Source organism: Sphingobacterium ginsenosidimutans, assembly GCF_039536865.1.
GTDB lineage: Bacteria > Bacteroidota > Bacteroidia > Sphingobacteriales > Sphingobacteriaceae > Sphingobacterium > Sphingobacterium detergens.
Map to the genome: position 1 here is coordinate 58661 of NZ_BAAAZK010000010.1, position 26604 is coordinate 85264.

A 26604-nucleotide genomic window follows, 5' to 3' on the forward strand; every position below is an offset into this window, starting at 1 on the left:
CCAGCGGGCATATCATGCTGAAAAGAATAAGCGGAACATCGTATTAAATAATAATGAAAGCCCCCGGTTTTAGTTGAATCGGGGGCTTTTTTGTTTAGGACAGTTAATATCCGGCTTTTATTTTTTAATCCATTCTTCAAGTAAGGCCTTTAGCTTAGGGTCGCTAGGTCTTGGACTATCCGCAGTGATTAGGTTTCCGGTTTTGTCAATGAGTATATAGCGCGGAATAGAATTGACTTTGTAAGCGTTGGAAAGTTCGTTGTCTGAACCGGCATGTAGCTGAGTACCTTTTAGCTTTTTCTCTTTCACATAGCTGTCCCATTTGGGTTTATCCTGATCTACTGATACGCCTACAAACGCTACTGGTTTTCCGTTAAATTCTTCATTTAATTTTTCCCAATGCGGTTCTTCGGCACGACATGGACCACACCAGGTCGCCCACATGTCAATTAAGACAACTTTGCCTTTAAGATCTGCGAGACTTGTTTTCTTGCCGTTTATATCAGGGTAATTAAATTGAAATGCAGGTACACCTGTTTTTGTTTCGACCAGTCGTGCCTCGACAACTTTTGATCGTTCGATTTGCTCAGGTAGTGTAAAATATTTTTTGTATTGCTCATTCATTTCCTGAAAGTCACCATAGGAACGTGCCCCCTCAAGACGTTGCAATACATATTGTCCTTTAAGCACGTCTGGTCCGATCGCTGCAATTTGCTGCTCAAGTGTTGGTTTGGAGGACAGATCCAGTTTACGATAAATCATATTGCTCAAAAAGCGGTCGCCGTACGGGAATTTTAATAATTCCGTTGTTAGGAAACGGTCTGCATTGAATTGCGTGTAGAAGTCGCTCATTTCCTCTTTGCTCGGGTGGGCTGAACGTGGCATGTAAAGATAAGAGATCGCATAATAGGCAAAATCATAATCGACTAGCTCGGGGAAGAATTTGTCAAAAATTACATTTCCTGTTTTTGCGCTCTTTTTGATGGCATCAAGTTTTGCTTTGAACTGTTCAACCTCTGGAAAGAAATCAACATAGGTGCTCATTCCTCCGGGCGTGGTCCCTTTATCTCGGAAAGTTTTCGATTGTTTGTCCCAAGCGTATAACGTTTCGTTTTCTGGACTGTTTTTACCTGTTAATTCATAATCATTTTGACTTAATTTTAGATTTAAACTCTCATTTCCCTTGAAGTAAAAGCGAAAAAGTCCCTGTTGATTCTGTGCATTCCCGCTGCCAACGGAATACAATCCTTCATATTCAGGCGTAAAGCGAAATGCAAATCGTCCCGATGCATCGGGAATGGAAGTGGCGATTTCCTTTAATCGGCCATTCAGCACTTTAAATAAACCGACACGTTTTACTTTTGTGGGATCTGTCGTTCCGGTAATGTTGCTTGGCTGTTGTGAAAATGCGACAACTGAGCACAGTAAGGTAGTGAGCAATAAAATGGTTTTTCTAATCATGAGATAGATCGTTAACTTAAATTAAATGGAATAATTTTCTTAATATCCTTAGCCTTATATAAACTGGCATCTTTTCTTTGTATGGCCTCTCTTAAGTCCAGCAGATCTTTTTTGTCGATGGTTAAGAACGGAGCTGTTAAATCTGACTTGAGCAGTTTTTCCATCCCTTTGGACGCCTGATCAAAATCTTTTAAATAGTAATGTAATAGTATCAGCCGATAACTGTCAACGGGATCCAGTGTTTTTCGTTGTTCTGCGGCTAGATATTCTGCACGTATGGATTTCAGGATTTTGGGATTTTTTGACTGATCCATAATGACCGGTCCGAAGGCGTTGCTGCGTTCATCCCAAGTCGGATAGAGCTTATATTCATCAATCAGCGCAAAATAGCTGGCCGCATTTTGGGAGCCGGTATAGTAACCGCTAACAAAACCAGGTAAAAATACCGCCCACAATTTATCATTGAACGTAGGGCGTATATAGCTCAACATGGTCTTTAGGCTATCCAATTGCTGTCCTGCTCCATATTGTTTACTTTTTGCTTTGGCAATTGCTGAAATTTTGTTGCGGAGTAGATTTCCGCCATATCGTTTAATTAATTCTGGAAGATTGGCGTAAGCCCAGTTATTGTATTTTGTAAAGGAGGTCACGCTATTGGCCAAAAAAGCAGTCTCATTGAACAGGTCTTTTTGTTGCCCGAGGTAGCTTTCAAGTTCCGAAAAATCATGTTTTTCTCCGGTTTTGATAAACCGCTCGCTGTAAGCCGCTGGATAATTGTTTTCCAAGCTATTGTTAAATGCGAGGTATTGGCCAGATTTATTGCGATGGACTGCATCCTTTAATAGAGGAACAAATCGGTCTACGCCAAAGAAACCAGATTCGGTCATTATGGTTTTACCTTCGGGGCTTACGATGACATAAGTTGGAAATCCTGGAGCACCGTATTTTCGGGCTAATTTCTTTCCGTCTTCCTCTTTCATGACATCTGTTTTGTACAAAATATAATTGTCGTTGAGTTCCTTTGTAACTACCGGATCCGGAAATACCTGTTTGTCCATTTCTGCACAGGGCATACATCCAACAAAATACAGATCTATCAGGATGAGTTTGTTTTCTTTTTTTGCCTGCTGCTGGCATTCCGCATAACTGCCTTGGAAGATCTTTTCCTGGGCAATAGCCCCGTATGTACAGAATACACCGTAATAGGCTATGACAATATAAAAAATAAGCTTTTTCATATAATTTGTTTTGAGAATTAAGGGTATTATATTTTTTAGCGTGATCAGATGTTTATGGTATGATCATCAGTCGTGGTAATGGAAATAGAATCTCCTGTTGCTTTTAATCGAATCTCATCTATCAGGGTTGGTTTTTTTTTCAATTGATCGACCGTATATTTGTCTATGCGTTGGATCAACGCACCTGATTTTAGACCACTTGGATCGTCCGCAGCACCTACAGCGCCAAGTGCTCTCAACTTTCCGGTATTATCCCAGCCAAACTGATAATTCTTAACTAAAAAGTCCTGCGGGTGGGCATGTAATCTATTGGGTGAGAAATATACCTCACCTTCTGCCAGATTTATGGTGATATTATAGCGGCTTAAGAGGCGAACCCCAATTGAGCCATCGAAACCAGGTTGCCAATGTTCATTGCCGGCACTCCCGCCCATTAGTGTTACAGGCAAGCCCTGCATGGGGGGGAGAGGAGAGATGGCAAATTGGTAGCTTTTGCCCGCAAAAGTGGGTGAGGAAACTCCCATACTTACGGTCGCGGCCTGAGCTTCGGGTTTGAACCCGCTAACAAGTAGTTTGTTTTGGCGTACAAAAGGACGGAAGCAGATCAGGTCATATGAAGCTCCTGTGTCGAAAACGAAATGTCCGGAATAGCTCTTGTCTTTAACGATCTCAAGCTGTCCGGGTAATATCATTACCCCTGCAGGCATTGTAATTGGCACCGCAGTTCCTTTGCCATGGTATTGAAAATCGCCGAAATCGTACAAGGAAATCGTATTTTTATCGTAGTCGATATGCGTGATAAATTGGCGTATCAGGGTATTACCAATAATGCCATCCCCTTCTTTGCCCATTTCAGGAAAGATGGCAATACCCTGTCCTGCCAGTTTAAGCGTGTCTAAGAGAATGTTATTGTTGTCAGATACCTGAATTTTTGTATTTCCGCCGACGACTGAAGCGTTATTTTCACGCGTGATCTTTAGGCCAATAGCATCTGCAAGTTGCTGGTTTACGGCCATTCCATCCGCTCCGGTGTCAAAAAGGAGTCTTAAGGGCTTTTCGTATCCATTGATTTTTACCTGCAGGTAAATGGACCCATTCTTGTTTTCAAACGGAATGACCGCCCGTAATTTGGGTTTGCTTTCCCTTTTTAACCCATAAAGCTGATCAAAAAGACTGAAATAGATTAGTTTTCCCTTAGGATCAACTAGCGCTTGGTTGCTTGTTGTCTTACCCTTTGTATCTGTAACCTCTATTTGAAGTAATGTTCCTCTTTTTGTTTTCTTTTCCGATAGAATATTGACGGTTTTTAGGGGGTAATTTTTAATGATTTGGTTTAAGCGGAAGCTTGCTCCAGCACCAGTATGTCCTGCTACGGAAAAATTTTGTGCGAGCTCAGCGGTTATTAAAGAGGTGTCTTTTTGTTCAAAGCATGTGAGTAATTTAGCCGGCAATTGGGTTGTTAACTGAGCTTTTGACCACGATGCCCAAGCTGTTAACAGCAAGAGACCTCCGGCTTTTATAATGGGTTTATAAGACATGGTTATACGGAATAAATTAGGGATTTAGTAAAGTATATAAAAGGATTAGAAGCCGTAGATCTTTTCCAGAGCAACGTCAATGTCATTTGTTGCAGAGGCTATAACGCGCAAAATGATTTTTCCATTTTCGTCCACGAGGATTTTTGTTGGAAAACCACTGATCTGATATTCTTTCACAATATCCATTTGCTCTTTGTTCTCGTTGTTTAGCACATTTGTCCAAGACAAGTTGAGTTCTTCTATGGCTTTGTGCCAGCTCGTTTTGGATTCTTCCAGTGTTTTTCCTCTTTCTTGGGCAATACCGATGATTTCAAAACCTTTATTTTTGTAGCGATTGTAAAGCTGTTGCAGGTGCGGCATACTAGCGCGGCAGGGACCACACCAACTGCCCCAAAAATCAAGTAGGATAATGCGCCCTTGCATCTTTTCTAATTTAAAAGGTGTTCCGCTGGCAGTGGTCCGCGAAAACAGTGGTGCTGCTTTCCCTTTCGCGGTCACGCTTTCTTTTGCGATTGTCGAGGCTATTGCTGTCCCTATGTCTGTTGATTTGTAGTTGGGATCAAGACCGTTAAAGGCTAATTTATAGTCTTCGGAAGTATAGCTAGACTGCATTCTATAGAGCAAAAATAAACTGGCATAGGATTTAGGATGATTTTCTATAAATTTTTTCTGAAGATCATTTTCCTTTTTGCCCAATTGACTAAGCTGTTCGAGTATGATTTTTCCTTCTGTAGATTCAGCGCTTACCTTTCCCTCGAGAATTGGACGGTATAATCTATTTTTTTGCGTTACAAATCCCGCTGTAGACTGACGCAGATTGTTATACTCATTGTTTTCTTCTCCACCTTTGACTTGTGCTAAATTAAGCTCCTCGGAATTTCCGTCTATAAGGATATCATCTTCAGAAATAAAAATATTGAGCGGATGACGCATGACCTGTTGTAATGCGTTGGCGTTTGGATCTTTGCCGATAGTCCTTAAGGTAGCATCAACGATCCGTGGTTGTTTTGGGATCTTGATTTCAAATGATCCATCATTTATCGGAGTTGAAAAACCTAGTCTTTTTCCTTGATAGTCAGTAAAAGAAACGCTTAATTTCGTGGCAGGATCTGCCGTGGGCGATGTAATTTTTCCTTTAATTGTAACGCTATCACCCTGCGCAGATAGAAGCGAGGGCGATAACGTTAAAAATAGGAAGTAAATCCAAAGTTTGTTCATACCTATTTCGTTGCTAATACTTTTTCCAGGAGTTGTTTTAATTCTGGGTTCGATGGACGTGGTGAATCTATGGTGACAACTTTTCCCTGTCTGTCAAAAACCATAAAGCGCGGGATACCCGTAATTTTATAATATTTGGCAAAATCTCCCCATCCGGAAGCAAAAAGCTGCAGGCCACCGAGTTGCTCATCCTTAATCATTTTTAGCCATTTCACTTTATCTTTTTCTTCATCAACCGAGATACTTACCACCTGAACATCGGTACCATACATTTCTTTCTCAAGTTTTTTGAGATGCGGTATTTCTGCTTTGCAGGGGCCACACCAGGTTGCCCATACGTCGATTAAAACTACTTTTCCCTTTAAATCGGCGAATTTTATGGTTTTTCCGTTATCGTCAGGAAAAGAAAAGTTAAGCCCTTGGTCTCCACTTTTTAGCTGAGCCATATCATTCATGATTCCAATGGCGCGTTTCTTTTGAGTTGCTGTCTTAAAATACGACTGATACTTATCTGCGGCTTCCTTATAGCTGGCATAATCTTTTTGTCTTGCTAGATAATTCAGGATAGCATCACCCTTTAAAGTGTCATTGGGAAGGAAATCCAGATCTTGCTGGAGACCAGTGATGCCTTTTCCCTGAGGAATATTTGCCGTACGACGAGATACAAATGAGATCGCGTTTAACGTACGGTTTGCCCATGGAGTTTGATAGACTAACGCGGCGTTTTTTGCGAAGTTGGCTAACGTTAGGCTTTTGTAATAATCCGTATACTCTTCTACCGCAGGATGTGCTGAACGTGGTGTATTGAGGAAGTTCGTCGCATTGGCAGCAAGATCCCATTGGATATAATCCTGCAATTTGCTGTCAAACCTGGAGTTTCCACTTTTATTATTTTTAGTGAAGGTATTTGCTTTGGCAACAACAGTCTCTAGGTCGGGGAAAAAATCCACAAAAGTACTCTGAACTTTCATCCAGTAGAATGCTTTTTGTTCCACGGGGCTTACTTCGTCGTGCCAGCGGCTGAGGATCTGATTTTCCTTGCTGTTATTTGTTCCGGTCAATTGGTAGTTTTTTTCGGAGATGGTAAACTCAAGTTGATCACCCGGTTTGAAGTAGAAGATATTATTATCGGTCTGACTGCCTGTTGTTCCTGAACCAATAGCATAAAATCCTTCGTATTCAGGGTAGAAGGTGAAGCCAAACTTTTTATCCAATAGTGGTTGTGCTGAAGCAATCTCAACCATATCACCTTCTAAAACTTTAAAAAGTTTAACCGGTTTGACAAATTCTTTGTCGAATATGCCTTTGATTTGAACTGGTGATTGAGCAAATAATAAGTTGCAAGATAGCAAGGATATGGTTGTAATGATTTGATATTTCATAATATTAATTATTTAGATTATTCTCTATATGATACGTCCACGATTTTGCCAAAACCGTCATATGATTCGCTTAGCTTTGGCATTTCCGACAAACTTATTTCGTAGAAGTCCATTTTTCCACTTGTGTTGGGGTTAGCGGGATCGTAGGTACATATCATCATTTTTTTTGCAAATTCTTTGTACCGGGTATTATTTTTATTGTAAACTAACTTTTGAAATTTTAGCAGGCTAATTTTTCTCGAGCCTAGGTCCAGAATTTGGGTATACGATTTTGAGAAGGGGTTATATTGGAAAACTTTATTTCCTATTGTGTAAATAATATATCCAAAATTTGGATCGACGGCATAAAATTCAGCCTGATCAAGTAGGCTTGATTGATTCACGATTTCAGATTCAAGTGGACTAAATACTGTACCATTATGGACAAATCTTAGAAGTTTTATTTCATTGGTTGTTTTACTTTTAAGGATTGCATAAAATTGATTTGTTGCAGTTAATGCCCTTTCCATATATAAAAGATCCATTTTCATGTTTTCGGGGCTAAATTTATCAGGATCAGATGAAGATGGTATAAGTAATGCTGGATTCGTGCCATTTAACACTAAAAACCGTTGATTATCCGTGTCAAAGACAACTAAGAATGCATTGAAATTACCTGAGTAATCTGCCATATACTTCGAAATATTTAATCTTGATCCAGTGCTCAGACGGTTTAATGTTGGACCATACATTGCTGCTTGCGTCACATTCTCATGCATAAGAATATTTTCGTTATCAAGAACGTAGGATAAAGTACTGCTTCCCTGTGATCTTATTACTTCAGCATGATAATTAGCTGGCGTAGGACGCATAACCTCAGTTTTCAAATTTCGATAATCTGTCCAGGTACGTGCTTCATTATTTATACTGAAAGTTTCTTGATCGGTACCGACATAGATTCTATTAGAATATTTGTTGTTAAAGATATCCCGATTATATAGATAGTAAACGAGTTTGGGTTTTCCTTTTAGCTTTAGACCTCCATAGACTTCCATGATATTTTTATAACGTACGTATTTCATTTCCGCGAGCTGATAACTGAGCATGTCGAGTTGGGCTTGCCCTTCTATATCATTTAAAACTAACCAACCATCTGCTAGTTCGGATGTGACCGTTAAATCAGCTGTTTTTGTAAATTGATAATCAGTCTTTTTATTTTTGATCCTGTAATACAATTTGTATACTCCTGGGGGCAAAGTAATTGTCGTGTCCAGATTTATGTTTGTACCAAGGTCTTTTTTTACATCAGCATTAAGGGCTGACGAAGAGGTGTTTATAGTAAACCATTCGAAACTAAAATCCTCAGAATTAAATGTTGTATTGTCGCTTAGTGTTATTTTAGGATTAATTTTAAATTCCCGTTGATTGAATGCTGTATAACTTGAATCAATTCCTTCAATAGTAATTTCACTTAATTCAGTATAGTTGTAATTGCCAAGATCTTTATTACAGGAATGGAAAAGAACCGTAATAAACAATATAGCACTATAAATTATAGATATATTTTTCATTGTTATCATTATTTATTGTACATAAACTCCCATTTTCATTGGTAGGCCATCTTCATCTAGGATTGGAGTTCCCAATGCTTCCATTTCGCTCAGGTATGAGTGCATTCCCTTTCCCCATGCAAGTATAGCGATTGTGCTAGGGGCATAATTGGTAGACGTTACTTCATCTATATCGAGATCATATCGCTCAACAATCATTTTCAGTTTTTTTCCTGAAAAATTTCCAAGATATCCAATGATAAAGCTGGCAATTGATGATTGTGCTGGGTCCCAAAACCATGGAGTTCCGGGAATATTATTGGCGGAAAAAGTAAATTGTGTATAATAATCTAAATACTGGCTATTGCCGCTTCCGATAGCTTGCGAATACATATCGGTTTTAAAATTTTCATTTTCCTTTAAATCTAATTTTAATAGTAATGTATTTTCTGAAAGTTCTTTGGACCTATATATCTTCAATCTAATAGTATCTTTAAGTTGCCCCGCTCTAATGCTGAAATATTTTTCCGAGAAATCATAATCTCGGCCCTCTAATAGGGTGCTGGCGGGATCTACAACGACATTGTATTTGCGATCATTTGTGGTCTTAGGTCCAGTAGATGCTACCACAATGTCGAAATACCCTTCTTTTATCGTCGGATCAAAATAGCCCATAGATAAATAACCCGAAGAATTGGGAAGATGTGTACCTGATATTGTCTTGTTATTAAAATATATGTTATTGCTGCCGGAATATAAGTCCAATGTTTGCTTTTTGCAGGAGATTAAGGATAATATAGCGCAGAGAATGGTAAAATTAAATGTTTTCATAATCATTATTTTTTATCTTGGTTCCGTTTCAGAAAGTGGAATAGGAAACGTAAAATTATCAGCTACCATGGTCTTATTCGTCGTAGTTGCGCCATTTATAGTCGGAACATTATTTCTCTTATAGTAGTACCATAACTGTCCTTCCCCATAGAATTCTTTACGATACTCTTTTTTTATGTTCTCTAATAAACCAGCTTCGTTCGGTAAGGCATTACAATTCCGGTTAATACGTAATTCATTCAAGTAGGCTAATGCTTTAATAGGATCTTGTTCGCTCTCCGCGGCGATTAAAAATATTTCGCTTAATCTAATGCCTGGAACTGTGTATCTGTAATTTCGGTTAACGTTGTTTTCGATATCGCGATATTTATAGAAAACGGGATATGTTTTGCCGCCATCTGTTCTCCAGTTTGTGCTATATCGGTAATCATTTTCCCAGTTTTCATATACTGTATTCAGAAATTTATTAGTCGTTCCTGAACATAAAATATAACGGTCTTCAAGCGCTGGGTTGAAAAGCTCATCGAAGGTTCGATAGAGTTTCGGGTTTTCAAAAGCAAACAATAATTCTTTCGAAAAAATCCGGTTGATAATTGATGTATTGCTTAAATCTGAGGACTGAATCCAAGGGAATTTATTTTTTGAAGCAATGATAATTTCAGCGGCTTTTAATGCTTCTGTTTTGTCTCCTGCATACAATTGTATTCTAGCTTGTAAACCTTTTATCGCAAAATAATTAAAATGATAGTTCCTAAATTGGAGAAAAGGCTTACTCCCTAATTCAACCGCACCAGTAGTTTGATCTACTTTGTCCATCGATAGAACAGGATCGAACTTTTGTAAAAGATTCTCGGCGATTTGTAGGTCCCCTAAAATATTTTTTAAGACATAAGAACTTTTTGAGTATGGGGCAGCTTCATATGAGGTATTCTTATAATAAGGAATTCTTTCTGATTCAGGATCCAAAGTATAGGCTGGTGCAAACATTCGGAGTAGATCAAAATATATAAATGCTCTAGCTGCGAGCGCTTCTCCGCGCATCATTGCTAGGGTCTGTTCATCTAATACACTGCCATACGTATCAAGATTTTCTAAGAAGCGATTGATATTGGTGATATTGACATACAAATTTGTCCAAATGTTATCAATTTTCTCTTTGACACCTTTATCTCCATAGTTAAAGATGACGAGTTGCTTGCGTAGATCACTTTGGGAGGTAGAAATGTAATAGGTTTGTGCGAGAATATCTAGTGTCTCTAAATTAATTTCTCTACCATATAAGTTATTGCTGCCTAGATTCAAATAAATACCGTTCAATGCATCATAGAATCCAGCGGGCGTCTTGAACACCTCCTCTTCGATAAATTTGTCTTCAGGTTTAACATCTAACCATTTGTTACAGCTTGCTAGACTTATCGCTATGAATAGCAAAGGGATTATAATTTTGTTTTTCATTATCTTATTTGAAAGTAGCGTTTAAACTTAGAGATACTGAACGGGTAAAAGGATAATCAATACCACGCTCCCTTCTTATAGTTGAGGTATAGAAAATGTCATTCAAGAAGGCGTTGATACGTAGTGATGATAATTTGGCTTGATCTAACCATCTGTTGTTTCTAAATTCATAACCCAGATTAATCGATTCTCCACTAAATGAATTTTCACGTTGAATAAATCGGGAAGACATAGGCGTTGTATTAGTAATGCTGATAGCTTTAAATTGTGTAACATCACCAGGTTGTTGCCAGCGTTCGTATAAAGCTCGTTTGTCTTGATTGTTTTCAACATTGTCTTTTGATATATTTTCAACCTTATTAAATAATGCTGTGTTGAAATTATCTTTTCTCAAAATATACCTAATCATAACATTGGCAGTGAATCCTTTATAGGCAAATGTGCTTCTCAATATTCCTTCTGCTAATGGCTGGGAATTACCTACAGACGTTATATCATCCGAATTGTAATTAAATGTTTGTTGGCCTGATTTTGTTAAGAATACTTCTCGTCCTGTCGTCGGATCGATACCTAGCGACCTAACTGCCCATAAACTATTGGGACTATAACCATCTCGATAGCGAACAAGCGCATTACTTTCTCGCATCTCATTGTTTAATGAGTTGAGCTTATTGTCGAAATTTGCATATTTAGCCTTCATCATTGATCCCGTAATGCCAAAGGTCAAAACTATTCTGTCCTGAGGTCGGTAGATAGGAGAGAAGCTTATCGTCGATTCTAAACCCTTATAATCTAGTGTTCCAGCATTAAAGGGATAGGCTGAAAGACCTGTAGATGATGGTAAAGTAACTGCTACCACCAATGGATCGGTATATTTATCATATGCGTTTAATTGGACATTCAATTTATTGTTAAATAATGTCGCGTCCATGCCAACGCTAATTTGCCTTGTGCGTTGCCATTCTAAATCTGGCGCTCCAAGTGCGGATAGTGATATTCCTTGTCCAAACCTATTTATATCTGTGTTATAATTAAATACGGATTGGCTTACATTTCCAAAATTTTGATTCCCTGTTATACCAATATTTCCTCTTAATCTTAAGACATTGACCCAGGGAATATTTTTAAAAAAGTTTTCTTTATTGGCATTCCAACTTATTCCAGCTGAATAATAAGGAGAGAATAGATTATTGGATCCAAAACTTGTAGAGCCATCAAGATTATAGTTTAAATCCAGGTTGTATTTTTGTGCATAAGAATAATTTACGGATCCTACGATAGAGGTTCTTCTCGTCACCCTATTTGACGCAGAAGGCTTGGAATCTGTCAGGAATCCAAAAGCAAAATTTGGATTTCCATTGCTTGCAGCAGGAAATCCAACTGCAGTATAGCCATTTATTGAGTTTCGGGATTCACTTATTTCTCCGCGTAAATTTGCCGTGAGCGAATGATTTGTTCTAAAAGTCCGGAAGTAAGTCAGCATAGCATTTGTAGTAAAACTAAATGCAGAAGCCTCACTATGTATCAGATTTCCTTTCTTAGCGTTTTCTAATCCATCAAACTTTGTGTTTAAAGGAGAAGTAAAGTCATTTGAATTTGTTAACCCTTTGCTTATCTGGCCGCTTGCTGTTAAGCGTAAAGATTGGTTGATGTCGTATGTCATCATCAAATTATTGTTGATGATATAGTTCTTTCCCTCATTGAAACTATTTAGATTAGCATTATAGAGGGGATTCGATATAGATAGGGTGCTACCACCCACTGTAGAGGGGGCTCTATAGGCAAGATACTTTTCGCTGGAAGACAATTTTTCGAAATATGGGTTTGTATTTACCCAAGTAGAAAAAGACCCATAAGGAGATTCATTACTTTTATATCCAGTAACAAATGCTCTATTCGCAATATTTATTTTCCCTGTTCTGTAATTTAAATTGATATTTGCTCCCCAGTCTTCGCGTCCAGAGCCTTTCATTGCTCCTTTTGTTTTCTTATAGTTAGTGCCAATGTCAAAAATTACTGCGCCTTCACCCCCACGAGCACTCAGGGAATGTCGCTGGGAGAAACCTGTTTGAATAGGCTCTTTTAGCCAATATGTATCTACTCCGCGTAAAACATTCCCAAGACGTTCGTTATAAAGTGCATCCAATTCCAGCTGTTGATTATGGAGGGTAGCAGTGTATCGACCAGAAAGTCTTTCAAATTCTAGCTTTTCACGCGCGTTCATCATATTGTAACTCGATAAATCTGGTAGTTGAGTTTGTAGATCAGTTGTATAGGATAATAAGACTTTTCCTGCTTTCGGTTTGATCGTTTCGACTACTATAACACCATTTGAAGCACGAGATCCATAAATGGCTGTTGATGCTGCATCTTTTAAAATAGTTACCCCTTGAATAATGTTCATGTCAAGATCCATAATGGTTCTGAGATTAGTCTCAAAACCATCTAAAATGAAAAGAGGTTGATTTGGGTCTGTTGAGAACTGATCCCGTAGATTTGAACTAGCAATGCTAGTCTGTCCTCGAAGCTCGATGGTAGGTAACATGTTTGGATTAGATCCAATTGCATTATTCTCAATTTGAATAAATGAGGGATCTAAAGCCCGTAAACTTGCTATTACGTTTTGATTATTAACTGTTTTTAGTTCTTCACCAGTGAATGATGCAGTAGCTCCAGTAAAGCTTTCTTTTTTGCGGATCATCATTCCTGTCACCACAACTTCGTCAACTTTAGTTTCGGTCTTTTTTAACCTGACAATAAAAGGATGCCCAGTAAATCTAGCTTGGAACTCGAAACTATCATAGCCAACGGAAGAAACAACAATAGTTTCTCCAGCAGCACTTAGCGGCAAATTAAACGAGCCATCAGCTGCTGAGACGACAGCCTTTTTAGCATTGGATTTGAGTCTTAAGGTTGCTCCTGATACCGGCTTTCCGCTATCGTCTATGACCATACCTTTAATAATCTGTTGAATGATGTTAACCGTTTGATTTATTTGTCTAAAAGCTACTGAGGGCTTCGTTTGGAAATTATTAAATTGATTCTTTTTGATAACTACCGTTTTATCAAAAAAGTCATAAGACAGATTTGCTTTGTTGAGAATAACATTTAACGCTTGTTTAAAAGGGGCATCTTTAATTTCAGCAGTTAAATCAATGATCTGGTTGATCTCATTTTTCTTGTAAAAGAATGAATAACCGCTCTGTTTCTCGAGGTTTCTCAAGATCGATTCCAGACTCGATTTTTGCTTTTTTAAGCTAATCTGTTGGGCATAGGTGTTTGCATCTACTTGAGACAGACCTAGGCCTAGTAGTAGGGTGATTAAGTTGATCCTCATGAGAGATCTGGATAATGGGCGCGCAAAAAGAGGCTTTTGTTTTTCATAAATCCGCCATATGTTGGACGCTAGGTTAGCATCCAAATTGGTCGAATGAAAATCTTTCTCCTTCTTAGTGAACGGAGTTAAGGTAAATTTCATTAAATTCGTTTGGTTTTAACGTGTTAATAATTTAGAAGTTAGACGATACTTTAATACCAATTAAGCTGGACGGGTTCTGCGCCAACAGGATCCGTCTTTTATTGATATTAATAAGCTCTTATTAGGGAGGGAATTTTTCGCTTTTCATTTCGTTAATGGTTTGGTTATGTAATGATTAAGTTAATTCTATTGTTTTTCCCCACAATAGCTTTGGTTTGGATATTTGCATAATTTAAAAGAGCGATGAGCTTTTCTAAGCTTAAATTCCGGGGAATTTTTCCTATATATTGACTGGCATTGCTCTTATTATTATAAGTAACATCTATATCATACCATCTTGCGATGTCCTTAAATACCGCTGCGGTATTGGTGCCATCAAAGTAGAATTGTCCGCTTTTCCAGCTAAGCACCTGATCTATATTGATCGTCTTTGACCGGAGTTTTCCATCCTCGGAAAAAGCTTGTTCGTTGGGTCTTAACCTAACAGCGCTATTCTGCTTGGAAACAATAACGGCGCCCTCCTCTAGGCTGGTACGTACGCCTTCCTCTTCCGAATAGGCATTAATATTGAATTTTGTACCCAGTACTTTTGTCTGCTGATTTTTTGTCTTAACAATGAAACTTTTGTGATCTTTTGTTTTTGTCACCTGGAAATAGGCCTCACCTTCCAGCTCAACGATACGATCTCCGGATTCAAATGAAGAAGGATAGATTAATTTCGAATCAGCATTAAGGCTAACTAAGGTGCCATCCGCTAAGACTAACTCATACGTAGCGCCTTTGGGCGTTTTTAATATATTTTGCTGGCTAACAATTTTTCCGGTTTTGGCATTTCGATAACTGACCTTTCCCCGCGCATCTTTTGTTAAAATTGTCTCCCCGATTTGAACAGTTTGATTTAACGCTAATGCGTCGAGGTTAATCTGCTTCCCATCTGCCAGCGTGATAATGGCTTTTTCACCTCCCGGAGGAATGGATGCCAATAATTTATTGGAAGCGATGTGTTCTGCTGTGGGCCAGTATTTATAAGCGAAAAAACTGATCAGCAATACAGCCGCAGCTGTACTGACAACCTGTATGTACTTTATCGTAGTGGATTTTTTTTCTATTCCGCCGATTTCAGTCAACAAACGATCCTTTACATTCTTTTGAATGGTTGAAAATTGCTTCTCTGGGATTTGATCAGCGGATTGCAGATCAAACCAGTCAAAAAGCTGTTTGCGCTCATCAATATTTTCGGATCGGCTCAGAAAACGGGTAAGTAATTTATATAATTCTTTCACTTGCTTCATAAATAGCAGCGTTATACTGGTTGGTTATAATACAAGTGACGTAAAAGGAGAAGAGCTTCTACTCAAAACGTAAAAAAAATATTATTTTGTGAGAATTTCAGTGTAAATAACTGATTAATAGGTTAGAAAAATAACACAAAGTGGAACAGGTGACCTGTCGCCGTGCGTAAATGTCGAATGGCTTTGTTGATATGCTTTTCAACTGTGGACGCACTAATACCCAGTTTTTGTGCAATCTCTTTATTACTCATGTAATATTCCCGGCTCAATTTGAATACTTCCTGACATTTTTGAGGTAGATTTTCTACTTCCTTGGCAACAATGTCAATGACGTACCGGTAATATAGCCGATCTTCAATCGGAATAGATTGATCTTCAAACTCAAGATGTTCAACGCCTTGGGTAACCTGCATTCTCATTTCTTTGCGGTAATGGGCAAGTACCAAATAGCGGCAAGAACTAAATAGATAAGCTGGAAGAGACTCTATTTCTGTAATGAAAGCTCTATTTTTCCAAACTGAAATAAAGAGGTCATGCAGTATATCTTCGGCAGCTTCACGGCTACTGATCTTTTTTGAAATAAAAGAAGTTAGATCGGGGGCAAATAAATCATACAGCACCGAAAAAGCACGCTGATCCCCTTGTTGTATAAGAGGTAGGAGTTCTTGGTATTGGTATGATCTTGTGTTTTTCATAAGGAGCTAGCAGCCAGTAAATTTAAAAAAAAAATAATATTTTCATTATAAGATTGATAAAGTAACCTCGATTTTTACATTTACTTTTAATAATTTATTAAAATACGATAAAATTAAAAATGAACGGTAAATTGCTTATGTGATGGATGTCTTGTTGATAAAATCGCTGTTACGAAAAATTTTCTTAGGATAAGTTGTTTGCTATAGGTGCAATGTTGTAGGAACAACTAAATGTCAGGTGCATAAATGAGGTGGAGGTATTGATATAAGCAAGTGAATAACCGCCAGAATATCTAAAAAGACATTCAGCTAATTTTGCGCAAACGATTGTGTTAGTGTTCCCTTGCCTCAATAAGAGCATATTCTTCATTTTATTTTCTAATTTCACTTAATTTTATGAAATGCTCTTATGGCCAAATCTATTAAAGAAATTGCGCAGGAACTTAATGTTTCCAAATCTACCGTTTCATTGGTGATCAATCATAAAGCCGAACAGGCTCGTATCAGCAAGGAGCTTGAGAGGCGTGTGCTTGATTATGTCGAGAAAGTCGGGTACAAACCCAATTCGCTGGCAAAAAGTTTGGCAACAGGACGTTCGAATACCATTGGCTTGATTGTTGAAAATATAGGCGATTCCTTTTTCGGGCCTTTTGCGCTACATGTCGAAGAGCTTTTGCGTAAGAAAAACTACCATGTACTCTACAGCAGTACTTTAGGAGATCCCCAAAATGCGCAGGACATTATTGATTTTATGCTCGAAAAGAAAGTTGAAGGTATACTGTTGGCACCTACTGTAAATTTGGAGGAGCATCAACGAAAAATCCTGGAAAATAAAGTTCCTTTGGTCGTTTTTGATCGAAATTCACCAGAAGTAGCGACACATTATGTTCATATTGACAACGGTGATAGCAGCTGGAAGGCCTGTTTGCATTTACAGTCAATCGGATGTAAGAACTTTGGGTTGATTACCATTGATTCGGATCAGCCTCAGATGCTGGCACGTAAAAATGCCTACTTGCAATTTTGTGAAGAAACGGGTATGCAAGTGCGGATATTGCAATTACCATACAATCGTTTGCGACAAAAAGGTATAGCTGCTTTGCGGAGCTGGGTATCTAAGAATGTGGACTTAGATGGTTTATTTTTTACGACCAATTATCTCTGCATCCTCGGTTTGAAATCGCTTCGTTCTGAAGGAGGGGAACATTTTAATTTTCCGTTGTTTTCTTTTGATGATCATGAATTGTTCGATATATTAAATCCTAAGATCTCATGCATCCAACAACCATTGGAGCCATTGGCAAAAACCTGTGTGAAGGTGTTGTTGAAAGAAATAGATAGCGGGATTACCAGTCCCAAGGAATATGTGATTTCGACAAATTTGATCAAAAGATAGTATCCATATCTGAAGCGGGGATAAGTCCGAAACTTGGTCTAAAAAATAAAGCCTTATTGTAAAAATCATAAGACCTAATATGCGAAAGCTCCGAGTTTTTTTGATTTAATATTCTTTTTTATATCTTTACTAATACGTTTTAGTAGAAATATTTATATATATCCTAAATAATGAAGAAATCATTAAGTGTTTTTCTAGGGTCATTACTGTCCTTGGGTTTGTTTTACGCAAAACCGGTTTTGGCTCAGAAGTTTAGAGGACAGCAAATGGAGGCTGTCGATCTGGTGAATCCTTTAATGGGTACAGAATCCAAATTTGAGCTATCCAACGGGAATACTTATCCTTCCATAGCAAGACCATGGGGGATGAATATGTGGACCCCACAGACCGGGAAAAATGGCGATGGATGGCAGTATCAATATACAGCTGATAAAATCCGTGGTTTGAAGCAGACACATCAGCCTTCTCCTTGGATGAATGATTATGGTGTTTTCTCTATTATGCCTGTTACTGGAAAGCCTGTTTTTGATCAGGATGAACGTGCAAGCTGGTTTTCGCATAAAGCGGAAATTGTAAAACCATATTATTACTCAGTGTACTTGGCTGATCACGATGTGACAGCAGAGATGACACCGACTGAACGTGCTGCGATGTTTCGTATCTCTTTCAATAAGACGGATGATGCTTATATCGTTTTGGACGCTTATGAAAAAGGTTCGGAAGTGCAGATCATCCCCGAAAAAAATATGATCATTGGCTATTCATCGAAATATGCACGCGGCCCATTGCCTGAAAATTTTAAGAACTATTTTGTCCTTGTTTTCGATCAACCTTTTGCTAGTGTTGCTACTTGGGCGGGAAAAGAAAAGAAAGACGGCCAGCTGCAAATCAAAGGTGACCATACGGGCGCCATCGTTGGTTTCAAAGTGAAGGATAAATCAAAACCTGTTCAGGTAAAGGTTGCGTCCTCTTTTATCAGTGCTGACCAAGCTATGTTAAACTTAAATGAGCTTGGTAATAAGTCATTTGACCAAATTAAAGAAGATGGACGCCAGATATGGAATACGACCTTAGGTAAAATTAAGGTAGAAGGTGATGATATCGATCAATTGCGCACATTTTATTCGACAATGTATCGCACATTGTTTTTTCCGAATAAACTATATGAAATCGATGCGCAAGGAAAGGCTGTCCATTACAGCCCATATAATGGTAAAACGCTACCAGGATATTTGTTTGGTGGTACAGGCTTTTGGGACACCTTTAGAGCCTTGTATCCTTTCCTAAACTTTATGTATCCTTCTATCAATAAAGAAATGCAGGAGGGATTGCTTAATGCTTATCTGGAGGGTGGGTTTCTGCCTGAATGGAGCAGCCCTGGATATGCTGATATCATGGTTGGTAACAACTCTGCTTCGGTAGTATCGGATGCCTATATGAAGGGCTTGCGTGGTTATGATATCAACAAATTATATGAAGCTTTGCAACATGGTGCAAACAATGAGGGGCCAATGACCGCTGTTGGACGTAAAGGTGTTGAATATTACAATAGCTTAGGCTACGTGCCTTATGATGTTAAAATCAATGAAAATGCTGCCCGGACATTGGAATATGCTTATGATGACTTTACAATATACCAATTGGCAAAAGCATTGAACCGTCCTAAGGCTGAAATTGATCTCTATGCTAAACGTGCTCAGAATTATAAGAACTTATTTGATCCTTCCACCAATTTAATGCGTGGTAAAAATAAAGATGGTAAATTCCAAGCTCCTTTCAATCCATTGAAATGGGGGGATGCATTCACTGAAGGTAATAGTTGGCATTACTCCTGGAGTGTCTTCCATGATGTGCAGGGACTGATTGATTTAATGGGTGGAGAGAAAACTTTTGTCAATATGTTGGACTCTGTATTTGTTCAGGCTCCAAATTATGATGATAGCTATTATGGTGGTATTATCCATGAAATTCGGGAGATGCAGGTTGCCAATATGGGGCAATATGCGCATGGTAACCAGCCGATTCAGCATATGCCATACCTGTATAATTATGCAGGCCAACCATGGAAAACGCAATATTGGGTGCGTCAGGTTATGGACAGAATGTATAAGCCAACTCCTGACGGTTATTGTGGCGATGAAGATAATGGTCAAACATCGGCTTGGTACGTATTTTCTGCGCTAGGTTTTTATCCGGTTTGTCCAGCGACAGACGAATATGTGCTCGGGGCTCCATTATTTAAAAAAGCTACATTAACGTTCGAAAATGGTAAGACATTGACAATAGATGCACCTAAGAATTCGGATAAAAATGTTTATGTCAATGCACTGCAGTTGAATGGAACAGATTATGGTAAAAACTGGTTAAGTCATAAGGCACTTCATGAAGGTGGGAATCTTAATTTTGATATGACAGCTAAACCGAATTATAATAGAGGAACTACCTTGAGCGCAGCTCCATATTCGATGACAAGTGAATTGAACACGGGTGTGAATTCAAAAAAAGCAAAAAAGAAAAAATAACAATAACCTAATTATGAACTTTAATTATTTGAAAAGAACGCTTGCTGTTGTCGCTTTAATGTATTCTTGCTCGCTTTCCGCACAGGATAATTGGCAGCATACACAAAATGATCGAAAGGTGGCTGTAGATGTCGACAGTATCACCAAAGGTGGATATACTTTAATCTGGATCAATAAAGACAAGGATTTTAGTCCTGCACTAAAGAAGAGATTGGTGGCGGCTTATTTTACTAATTATCCCAAACTGGCAAAAAAATATAATAGCAAGACTATCAAAAAAGTGTCTTTTGTTATTGATCCAGATTATAAGGGCGTGGCCGCAACAGCTGGAGGTATTGTACGATATAGCCCGGAGTGGTTTGCCAAAAATCCGGGTGATATTGATGTTGTTACCCATGAAGTGATGCACATTGTTCAGGCTTATCCTGATGGGGCCGGACCTTGGTGGGTAACTGAAGGGATCGCAGATTTTGTTCGTTTTGATGACGGAATAGATAATGCTGGAGCAAATTGGAAGTTACCTGAGTATACAGAGAAACAAAAGTATACAGATTCTTATCGTACTACGGCACGATTCCTCTACTGGATTAATAAAAATGTGAAAAAGGATTTTGTTAAAAAATTGGATGGAGCAATGCGGAGTAAAACGTATACAGATGATTTCTGGAAAGCGCAGACCGGGAAGACGATTGACGAGCTGTGGAGTGCTTATAGTCAAAATCCAAAGATCTAATCCTTAAGCGATGAACATAAGAAGTTTAGTTTGTTTCGGTTTGTTATGTGCCCCTTATTTATTAAGAGCACAAGAAACCAAATTGATTCAGTATGTCAAACCACTGATCGGAACCGCTCGGATGGGGCATACTTTCCCCGGGGCGACCGTTCCTTTCGGAGCGGTACAACTAAGTCCGGATACGGATACCTTATCCTATGCTGTAAATGGACAGTACAATGGTGATGTGTATAAATACTGTGCTGGTTACCAGTATGGTGATCCAACGATTGTGGGCTTTAGCCATACACACTTTAGTGGTACTGGCCACTCTGATCTTGGGGATATATTGGTCATGCCAACCCAGGGGAAGGTGCAGCTCAATCCAGGAACTGCAGATAAACCTCAGGAGGGGTATAGATCTCCTTATTCGCATGCAAATGAACGTGCCGAGCCCAACTACTATAGTGTTTTGCTTGATAAACATCAGATTAAAGCTGAATTAACAACTACCACACGCGTAGGAATTCATCGTTATACCTTCCCGAAATCAGATGCTTCACATCTTGTGGTGGATCTAACTGCTGGAATTTATAATTATGACGGTAAAAATGTCTGGACGGTTGTCAAGGTATTGAATGACTCGACTTTGGTAGGGTATCGCCAAACGAATGGATGGTCCCGGACACGTACCGTTTATTTTGCGATAAAGACATCCAAACCATTCAAAAACTATGGCGCCAAATATGAAGATGGGAAATCAGTGTATAACGGTTTTTGGCGTAAGTTTGATCAACAGCATAATTTTCCCGATCTAGCCGCTCACAACATCAAGCTGCATTTGGACTTCGACACGAAAGCCGACGAATCTATTCTGATGAAAGTTGCGCTGAGCCCAGTAAGTATGAAGAATGCACTCAACAATATGGAAGTTGAGGCTCCGAACTGGAATTTTGATGGATATGTGCATGCAGGACAAACGGCCTGGGAAAAGGAGCTTCACAAGGTTGAAGTGGATATGTTGAACAAGGAGGATCTAATCAATTTCTATACTGCCATGTATCATGCGAGTCTGATGCCAACCATCTATATGGATCAAAATGGTGAATATAAGGGATTGGATCAGGAGATTCATCAAGCTAAGGGTTTTACGAATTATACGTCGTTTTCCCTTTGGGATACGTTTAGGGCATTCCATCCACTTCTGAATCTGATTAACCCTTCGCGCAATGCAGATATCGTCGCGTCAATGATGGCGCATTACGATCAGAGCGTATTGAAAATGTTGCCGATCTGGTCACATTATGCCAACGACAATTGGTGTATGAGTGGTTATCACTCGGTATCTGTCATTGTTGATGCCATATTGAAAGGTGTGTATAAAGGTGATCCCGAAGCGGCATTACGAGCTTGTGTGCAAACGGCAAATACCCGTAATTATGAGGGAATAGGAGCCTATATGGATAAAGGATATGTTCCGGATGATGTGTCTGGTACTTCGGTTTCGAATACACTGGAGTATGCTTACGATGACTGGTGTATCGCGCAATTGGCAAAGAAGCTTGGGAAAGAAGATATCTACCGTACTTTTTCGAAACGTGCTGAGAGTTGGAAATCGCTTTATGACCCTGCAATAGGTTTTATGCGACCAAAGAATTCTCAAGGGAAGTTTAAAGAGAAATTTGATGTATTAGATACCCATGGCCAAGGCTTCATTGAAGGGAATTCCTGGAATTATAGCTTGTACGTCCCACATCAACCTCAGGAGATGATGGAGCTTATGGGGGGGCAAAAGAAACTGGAGACTTATCTGGATTCTTTATTTACAATGGAACTTCCCGATAAATATTTTGAGCATACCGAGGATATCACCCGAGATGGAATTATTGGGAATTATGTACATGGAAACGAGCCTTCGCATCATGTTGCCTATTTGTATAACATGACCCAGAGCCCTTGGAAGGCGCAGGCACGTTTACGTCAGATTATTCGAAATCAATATCATAATGGACATGCTGGGTTGGGTGGAAATGATGACTGTGGACAGATGTCCGCCTGGTATCTATTTACAGCGCTTGGATTTTATCCTGTAGCACCAGGCGAGGATGCCTATTGGATTGGAAGCCCATTGGTGAAATCTGCGAAGATCAATCTAGAAAACGGGAAAAGTATTGGCATTACTGTGCGTAACCAATCTGAGAAGAATGTATATGTTAAATCGGTGACTTTGAATGGTAAACTCTTGGATAATTTGAAATTATCGTATAGTAGCCTAACGAATGGTGGTGAATTGGTATTTGAAATGACAAATAAGCCCAAGAGAGGAAAGTGATAATTCAGCTAAACTAGAACTAATTACTATAATAGTGGAGAGACCGATCGTTTGCAGATCGGTCTTTTCTATTTTTTAAGCCCTTTACCCGAAAGGGAACAGAATAGATTTTTGAAAGAAGTTTTCGATAAACTGTTACAATTTGAAAAAAAAATAGCCAGCGAGTTTTTTTAGCAAATCTCGATTTGAGCGGTCAGAAATCGAGTTTTTTGACGCAAAATAGCTTAATGTTGCTCACTAAACCAGTTTAGCAAAACAAAAAAAACAGAGAAAAAATTTTTTTTTCTCCGTTTTCTATATATCTTCAGTATAACCAAGAGCGATAAGTGCTGACCAATTAAGTAAGTAAACCAGTTTTGACAGAAAGGTATTTCCTATTATGCTAAAACGTTTTTTATATAAACTTTAAACCTTAAATTATGATGGTAGTTCTATTTGATACTGCATAACGGGTTTTTGAGAAAGAAGTTGACTAATTTTCTTATCTCGAAAAAAACACACCCAATTGGCCTCTGGTTCAGGGGTATTATAACCAATTAAACTAGAAAAGTAAAATAACCTAATTATATATCATTCTTATGTACATGATTAAAAAGAGGTGTTTGAATGGACTCGTTGTCTTGGGATGGTCCTGTGCTTGCTGTTCTCTTGTTTCTGGTCAGGATAATAAGCAATTAGCTCCTTCGGATAGTCTTAAGCTTCAGATTGGAACTGTAAAATTAGACTCCATATTTCAGACCAAAGTTAGTCAAGTCAATCCTGTTGAGATCAAGAAGCAAGGCTTGTTACCTTATACATCCCTTCAGCAGTATTTAAAAGGGAACAATACGGGACTTTATGTAACAGAGCCATCTGGTGAACCTGGAACTAAACAACCCATGTATTTTCGTGGTATTTCGAGACCATTGCTTTCTGACATCGATGTTTTTCAAAATCAACCATTAGTTGTGATAGATGGCATCCCGTTAGTAGGAGAACATCCATTCGCCTATGCCGTACAGACCTATGATCTCGAGCGAATTGGACCGGCAACAAATCTCTTGGCCAATATCAATATTGATATGGTCAAATCTATTGAGGTCCTTAAAGATGTTGCGGCAATAGCCATGTATGGACCTAATGCCGCAAATGGAGCAATTGTCGTCCAGACCAAAGAATATCAGTCCGATAAAACCAATCGTATAGCCGTCAATATGTATACGGGGTTGGCACAACGTCCACAGGTGACGACTATCAACGGTGAATACGAGAATAAATTCAGAAGACAGTTTTATGATTTGTATACATCGAATGGTAAATACGATGATGGAGATTCTTATCCTGTGTATCTAAGTGATTCACTCAATATGAATTACTTTGGTAAGTCGGATTGGAGTGACTCCTATTATAACAATGGTTTGGTATATAACCTAAATGCGAACCTTTCTGGCGGTGGCCCTCGCGCGAATTTTCAATTTGCTGCTGGATCGACTCAGGATAAAGGTATTTCAGAGAAAGTGAAGCTAAATAAGTACTACGCTTTGTTTGGGTTGAATATGCGTCCATTGACTTGGCTGACATTCTCCATGCAGGCAAATCTAACCAGACTCGATCGTAATAGAAATTTAAATCTGAGAGATCGTTTTGCGCAGTTAGCCTATTTCCCCGATCTATCGGCACCATTGTCGCCTAACAAGGAGGTCTATAATGAGTACTTGGGCTTTTACAAAAAAGGCTTTGACAATAACAAGTCTAATATTGTACAGGGCTACGGTAAGCTACAAATCGATTTAGGTAATTTCCATTTTCTTTCGACTGGTATGGTCGATTATAATGAAGGCTACCGGGATCAATTTTATCATAGCAAGCTCATGGAATCCAATAATTTTGCTTCCAATTATTATGGCTATAACCAGCGTGCTGTATTTGACAACAAAGCGTATTATGACTGGAAAATTGATGCTAAAAATAACCTGAATCTATTGATCGGAAATAGCTTGCAATGGGATACGTACCGCTATAACTACGCTTACGCTTACAAAGGAGTAAATGATTTTATCAAAGTCAATCTTTTGGAGGATGATATTAATCTTCCGAATTATTTGGAAGCTACGGCTTATCCTAAAGCACTTATTTTTAAATTTTTAGATCGTATTCGCCATAATTTAGTCTCTTTTTATGGAAAAGCGACCTATAATTATGACAAAAAGGTTGATGTCTCCTTATTGCTGCGGTCCGATGGATCCTCTAATGCTCAGCCCGATGCAAGATGGCTGTTTACACCATCGCTTTCTGTAAATTGGAATATCAAAAACAGTTATTTCAATACAAATAGAAACCTGAAAGACCTGACAGCTCGACTGAGTCTGGGACGTATTGGAATAAACAATGTATTTGATGATTTTGCACAGGGACCTAATTATGTCGCTCAAATGGGTTTTACAGGCAATCAGTTGGTTGCCGGCTATAATGCGATCGCTGGACTGGTGCGGCCTTACGAATCGGGATGGGTAGGTTATAATATTCCCTGGGCCTACACTGATCAGGGCAATTTAGGTCTTGACTACGCAATTGAAAAAAAGAACTTTTATGTCTCCTTGGATCTGTACCTGAAACAGACTAAAAACCAGCTGATCAATATCCCTTCCTTTAGTGAGTATGGATACAAATCAAGTTATTCCGCAGGAATGGATGTTCAAAATGCCGGGGCGGAATTAACAATCGGTCTCGATCCGATCCAATCCAAAACATTTAAATGGTCTACGGCACTTAATGTGTCTCACAATCGAAACAAACTTAAAGCATTGCCAAATGGACTTGATCGCTTGGTTATTGGGAATAATTTATTGGAAGTTGGCAAGTCACTGGATCAATATTGGCTTCTTTCCAATGAAGGGATTTACAAGACAGATGCGGAAGTACCATCGGGAATGACCTATAATGCTATTCAGTTGCGAGCAGGTGATCCCATTTGGAAGGATCAAAATGGCGACAATACCATAAATGATGATGACAGAACTTTGCAAGGGCATCGTTTACCGGCCATTTTTGGAAATTGGTACAACAACTTTGTGTTTGGGAAGTGGGATCTAGGTATCAATATGTACTACAATATCGGCCGTGAGCTCATTAATCAAGAGATGGCAAATCGTTTTGATTTTATTAATAATGAAGGGGCCCGGAAGTTGGATGCGGTCAAGGAGATTACCTATTGGGAGAAAAGAGGCGACTATAGTAAGTATCCGTTGTATAACCCTTGGAGTTCGGTCATTGCGTATCAGGCAGATCAGGACCTGTTCTTGGAGAACGCTTCTTTTTTGAAGATTCGCGCAATCACATTGGGATATAATCTGACGACTTTGCTCGGTGGAAGTGCACAGCGTATTAAAAATGCCTATGCCTATGTTTCTGCGAATAATGTCGCGACCATAACATCTTATAGCGGTGTGGATCCCGAGATTGTCGATTATACGGGTTACGATATTGGGTCCAAATTGCGTATCCCCCGAATTTACACCTTAGGTATTAAAGTTGATTTTTAAACAA

The 26604-nt window shown here is 38.8% G+C and carries 16 protein-coding genes; 5 read left to right on the plus strand and 11 right to left on the minus strand.

Annotated elements, in window-relative coordinates:
• Positions 1-117 precede the first annotated feature (117 nt).
• The 11 genes from ABFX33_RS25225 to ABFX33_RS25275 form a co-directional block, all read right to left on the minus strand.
• A complete protein-coding gene (locus ABFX33_RS25225; protein WP_346089020.1) occupies positions 118-1461 on the minus strand; it encodes a TlpA family protein disulfide reductase in 1344 nt (447 codons plus the stop codon).
• An 11-nt stretch (positions 1462-1472) separates the two neighbouring features.
• Complete coding sequence (locus tag ABFX33_RS25230; RefSeq protein ID WP_346089021.1) at positions 1473-2699, minus strand: thioredoxin family protein; 1227 nt, start codon at positions 2697-2699, stop codon at positions 1473-1475.
• A 44-nt stretch (positions 2700-2743) separates the two neighbouring features.
• Positions 2744-4237, minus strand: coding sequence for a retropepsin-like aspartic protease (locus ABFX33_RS25235; protein WP_346089023.1), 1494 nt, complete (start codon positions 4235-4237; stop codon positions 2744-2746).
• Positions 4238-4282: 45 nt separating this feature from the next.
• Positions 4283-5455, minus strand: a complete 1173-nt coding sequence (locus tag ABFX33_RS25240) for a TlpA family protein disulfide reductase (protein ID WP_346089025.1) — start codon at positions 5453-5455, stop codon at positions 4283-4285.
• A gap of 2 nt (positions 5456-5457) precedes the next feature.
• Positions 5458-6837, minus strand: coding sequence for a TlpA family protein disulfide reductase (locus ABFX33_RS25245; protein WP_346089026.1), 1380 nt, complete (start codon positions 6835-6837; stop codon positions 5458-5460).
• 17 nt (positions 6838-6854) lie between these two features.
• Positions 6855-8387, minus strand: coding sequence for a PKD-like family lipoprotein (locus ABFX33_RS25250; RefSeq protein WP_346089027.1), 1533 nt, complete (start codon positions 8385-8387; stop codon positions 6855-6857).
• 12 nt (positions 8388-8399) lie between these two features.
• Positions 8400-9197, minus strand: coding sequence for a DUF4843 domain-containing protein (locus tag ABFX33_RS25255; RefSeq protein WP_346089028.1), 798 nt, complete (start codon positions 9195-9197; stop codon positions 8400-8402).
• Positions 9198-9209: 12 nt separating this feature from the next.
• A complete protein-coding gene (locus tag ABFX33_RS25260; protein ID WP_346089029.1) occupies positions 9210-10652 on the minus strand; it encodes a RagB/SusD family nutrient uptake outer membrane protein in 1443 nt (480 codons plus the stop codon).
• Positions 10653-10656: 4 nt separating this feature from the next.
• Complete coding sequence (locus ABFX33_RS25265; protein WP_346089031.1) at positions 10657-14130, minus strand: SusC/RagA family TonB-linked outer membrane protein; 3474 nt, start codon at positions 14128-14130, stop codon at positions 10657-10659.
• A gap of 164 nt (positions 14131-14294) precedes the next feature.
• Positions 14295-15422 carry a FecR family protein gene (locus tag ABFX33_RS25270; protein WP_346089032.1) on the minus strand — a complete coding sequence of 376 codons (1128 nt, stop codon included), beginning with the start codon at positions 15420-15422 and terminating at the stop codon, positions 14295-14297.
• A gap of 122 nt (positions 15423-15544) precedes the next feature.
• Positions 15545-16117, minus strand: a complete 573-nt coding sequence (locus ABFX33_RS25275; RefSeq protein ID WP_346089034.1) for an RNA polymerase sigma factor — start codon at positions 16115-16117, stop codon at positions 15545-15547.
• A 409-nt stretch (positions 16118-16526) separates the two neighbouring features.
• On the opposite strand from ABFX33_RS25275, the gene ABFX33_RS25280 reads away from it, so the two are divergent.
• The 5 genes from ABFX33_RS25280 (at position 16527) to ABFX33_RS25300 (ending at position 26600) form a co-directional block, all read left to right on the plus strand.
• Positions 16527-17513: a LacI family DNA-binding transcriptional regulator gene (locus ABFX33_RS25280; protein WP_346089035.1), complete on the plus strand. Its 987-nt coding sequence runs from the start codon at positions 16527-16529 to the stop codon at positions 17511-17513.
• A 170-nt stretch (positions 17514-17683) separates the two neighbouring features.
• Positions 17684-20035: a GH92 family glycosyl hydrolase gene (locus ABFX33_RS25285; RefSeq protein WP_346089036.1), complete on the plus strand. Its 2352-nt coding sequence runs from the start codon at positions 17684-17686 to the stop codon at positions 20033-20035.
• Positions 20036-20048: 13 nt separating this feature from the next.
• Positions 20049-20768 (plus strand): basic secretory protein-like protein, encoded by a 720-nt coding sequence (locus ABFX33_RS25290; RefSeq protein ID WP_346089038.1) that lies wholly within the window; start codon positions 20049-20051, stop codon positions 20766-20768.
• 10 nt (positions 20769-20778) lie between these two features.
• Positions 20779-23079: a GH92 family glycosyl hydrolase gene (locus tag ABFX33_RS25295; protein ID WP_346089039.1), complete on the plus strand. Its 2301-nt coding sequence runs from the start codon at positions 20779-20781 to the stop codon at positions 23077-23079.
• A 584-nt stretch (positions 23080-23663) separates the two neighbouring features.
• Positions 23664-26600: a SusC/RagA family TonB-linked outer membrane protein gene (locus ABFX33_RS25300; protein ID WP_346089040.1), complete on the plus strand. Its 2937-nt coding sequence runs from the start codon at positions 23664-23666 to the stop codon at positions 26598-26600.
• Positions 26601-26604 lie beyond the last annotated feature (4 nt).

Coding starts and splice junctions, on each gene's coding strand:
- ABFX33_RS25270 (WP_346089032.1), bottom strand. CDS start 15,422: ATGAAGCAAGTGAAAGAATTATATAAATTACTTACCCGTTTTCTGAGC.
- ABFX33_RS25240 (WP_346089025.1), bottom strand. CDS start 5,455: ATGAACAAACTTTGGATTTACTTCCTATTTTTAACGTTATCGCCCTCG.
- ABFX33_RS25245 (WP_346089026.1), bottom strand. CDS start 6,837: ATGAAATATCAAATCATTACAACCATATCCTTGCTATCTTGCAACTTA.
- ABFX33_RS25280 (WP_346089035.1), top strand. CDS start 16,527: ATGGCCAAATCTATTAAAGAAATTGCGCAGGAACTTAATGTTTCCAAA.
- ABFX33_RS25230 (WP_346089021.1), bottom strand. CDS start 2,699: ATGAAAAAGCTTATTTTTTATATTGTCATAGCCTATTACGGTGTATTC.
- ABFX33_RS25250 (WP_346089027.1), bottom strand. CDS start 8,387: ATGAAAAATATATCTATAATTTATAGTGCTATATTGTTTATTACGGTT.
- ABFX33_RS25275 (WP_346089034.1), bottom strand. CDS start 16,117: ATGAAAAACACAAGATCATACCAATACCAAGAACTCCTACCTCTTATA.
- ABFX33_RS25295 (WP_346089039.1), top strand. CDS start 20,779: ATGAACATAAGAAGTTTAGTTTGTTTCGGTTTGTTATGTGCCCCTTAT.
- ABFX33_RS25235 (WP_346089023.1), bottom strand. CDS start 4,237: ATGTCTTATAAACCCATTATAAAAGCCGGAGGTCTCTTGCTGTTAACA.
- ABFX33_RS25225 (WP_346089020.1), bottom strand. CDS start 1,461: ATGATTAGAAAAACCATTTTATTGCTCACTACCTTACTGTGCTCAGTT.
- ABFX33_RS25285 (WP_346089036.1), top strand. CDS start 17,684: ATGAAGAAATCATTAAGTGTTTTTCTAGGGTCATTACTGTCCTTGGGT.
- ABFX33_RS25255 (WP_346089028.1), bottom strand. CDS start 9,197: ATGAAAACATTTAATTTTACCATTCTCTGCGCTATATTATCCTTAATC.
- ABFX33_RS25260 (WP_346089029.1), bottom strand. CDS start 10,652: ATGAAAAACAAAATTATAATCCCTTTGCTATTCATAGCGATAAGTCTA.
- ABFX33_RS25290 (WP_346089038.1), top strand. CDS start 20,049: ATGAACTTTAATTATTTGAAAAGAACGCTTGCTGTTGTCGCTTTAATG.
- ABFX33_RS25265 (WP_346089031.1), bottom strand. CDS start 14,130: ATGAAATTTACCTTAACTCCGTTCACTAAGAAGGAGAAAGATTTTCAT.
- ABFX33_RS25300 (WP_346089040.1), top strand. CDS start 23,664: ATGATTAAAAAGAGGTGTTTGAATGGACTCGTTGTCTTGGGATGGTCC.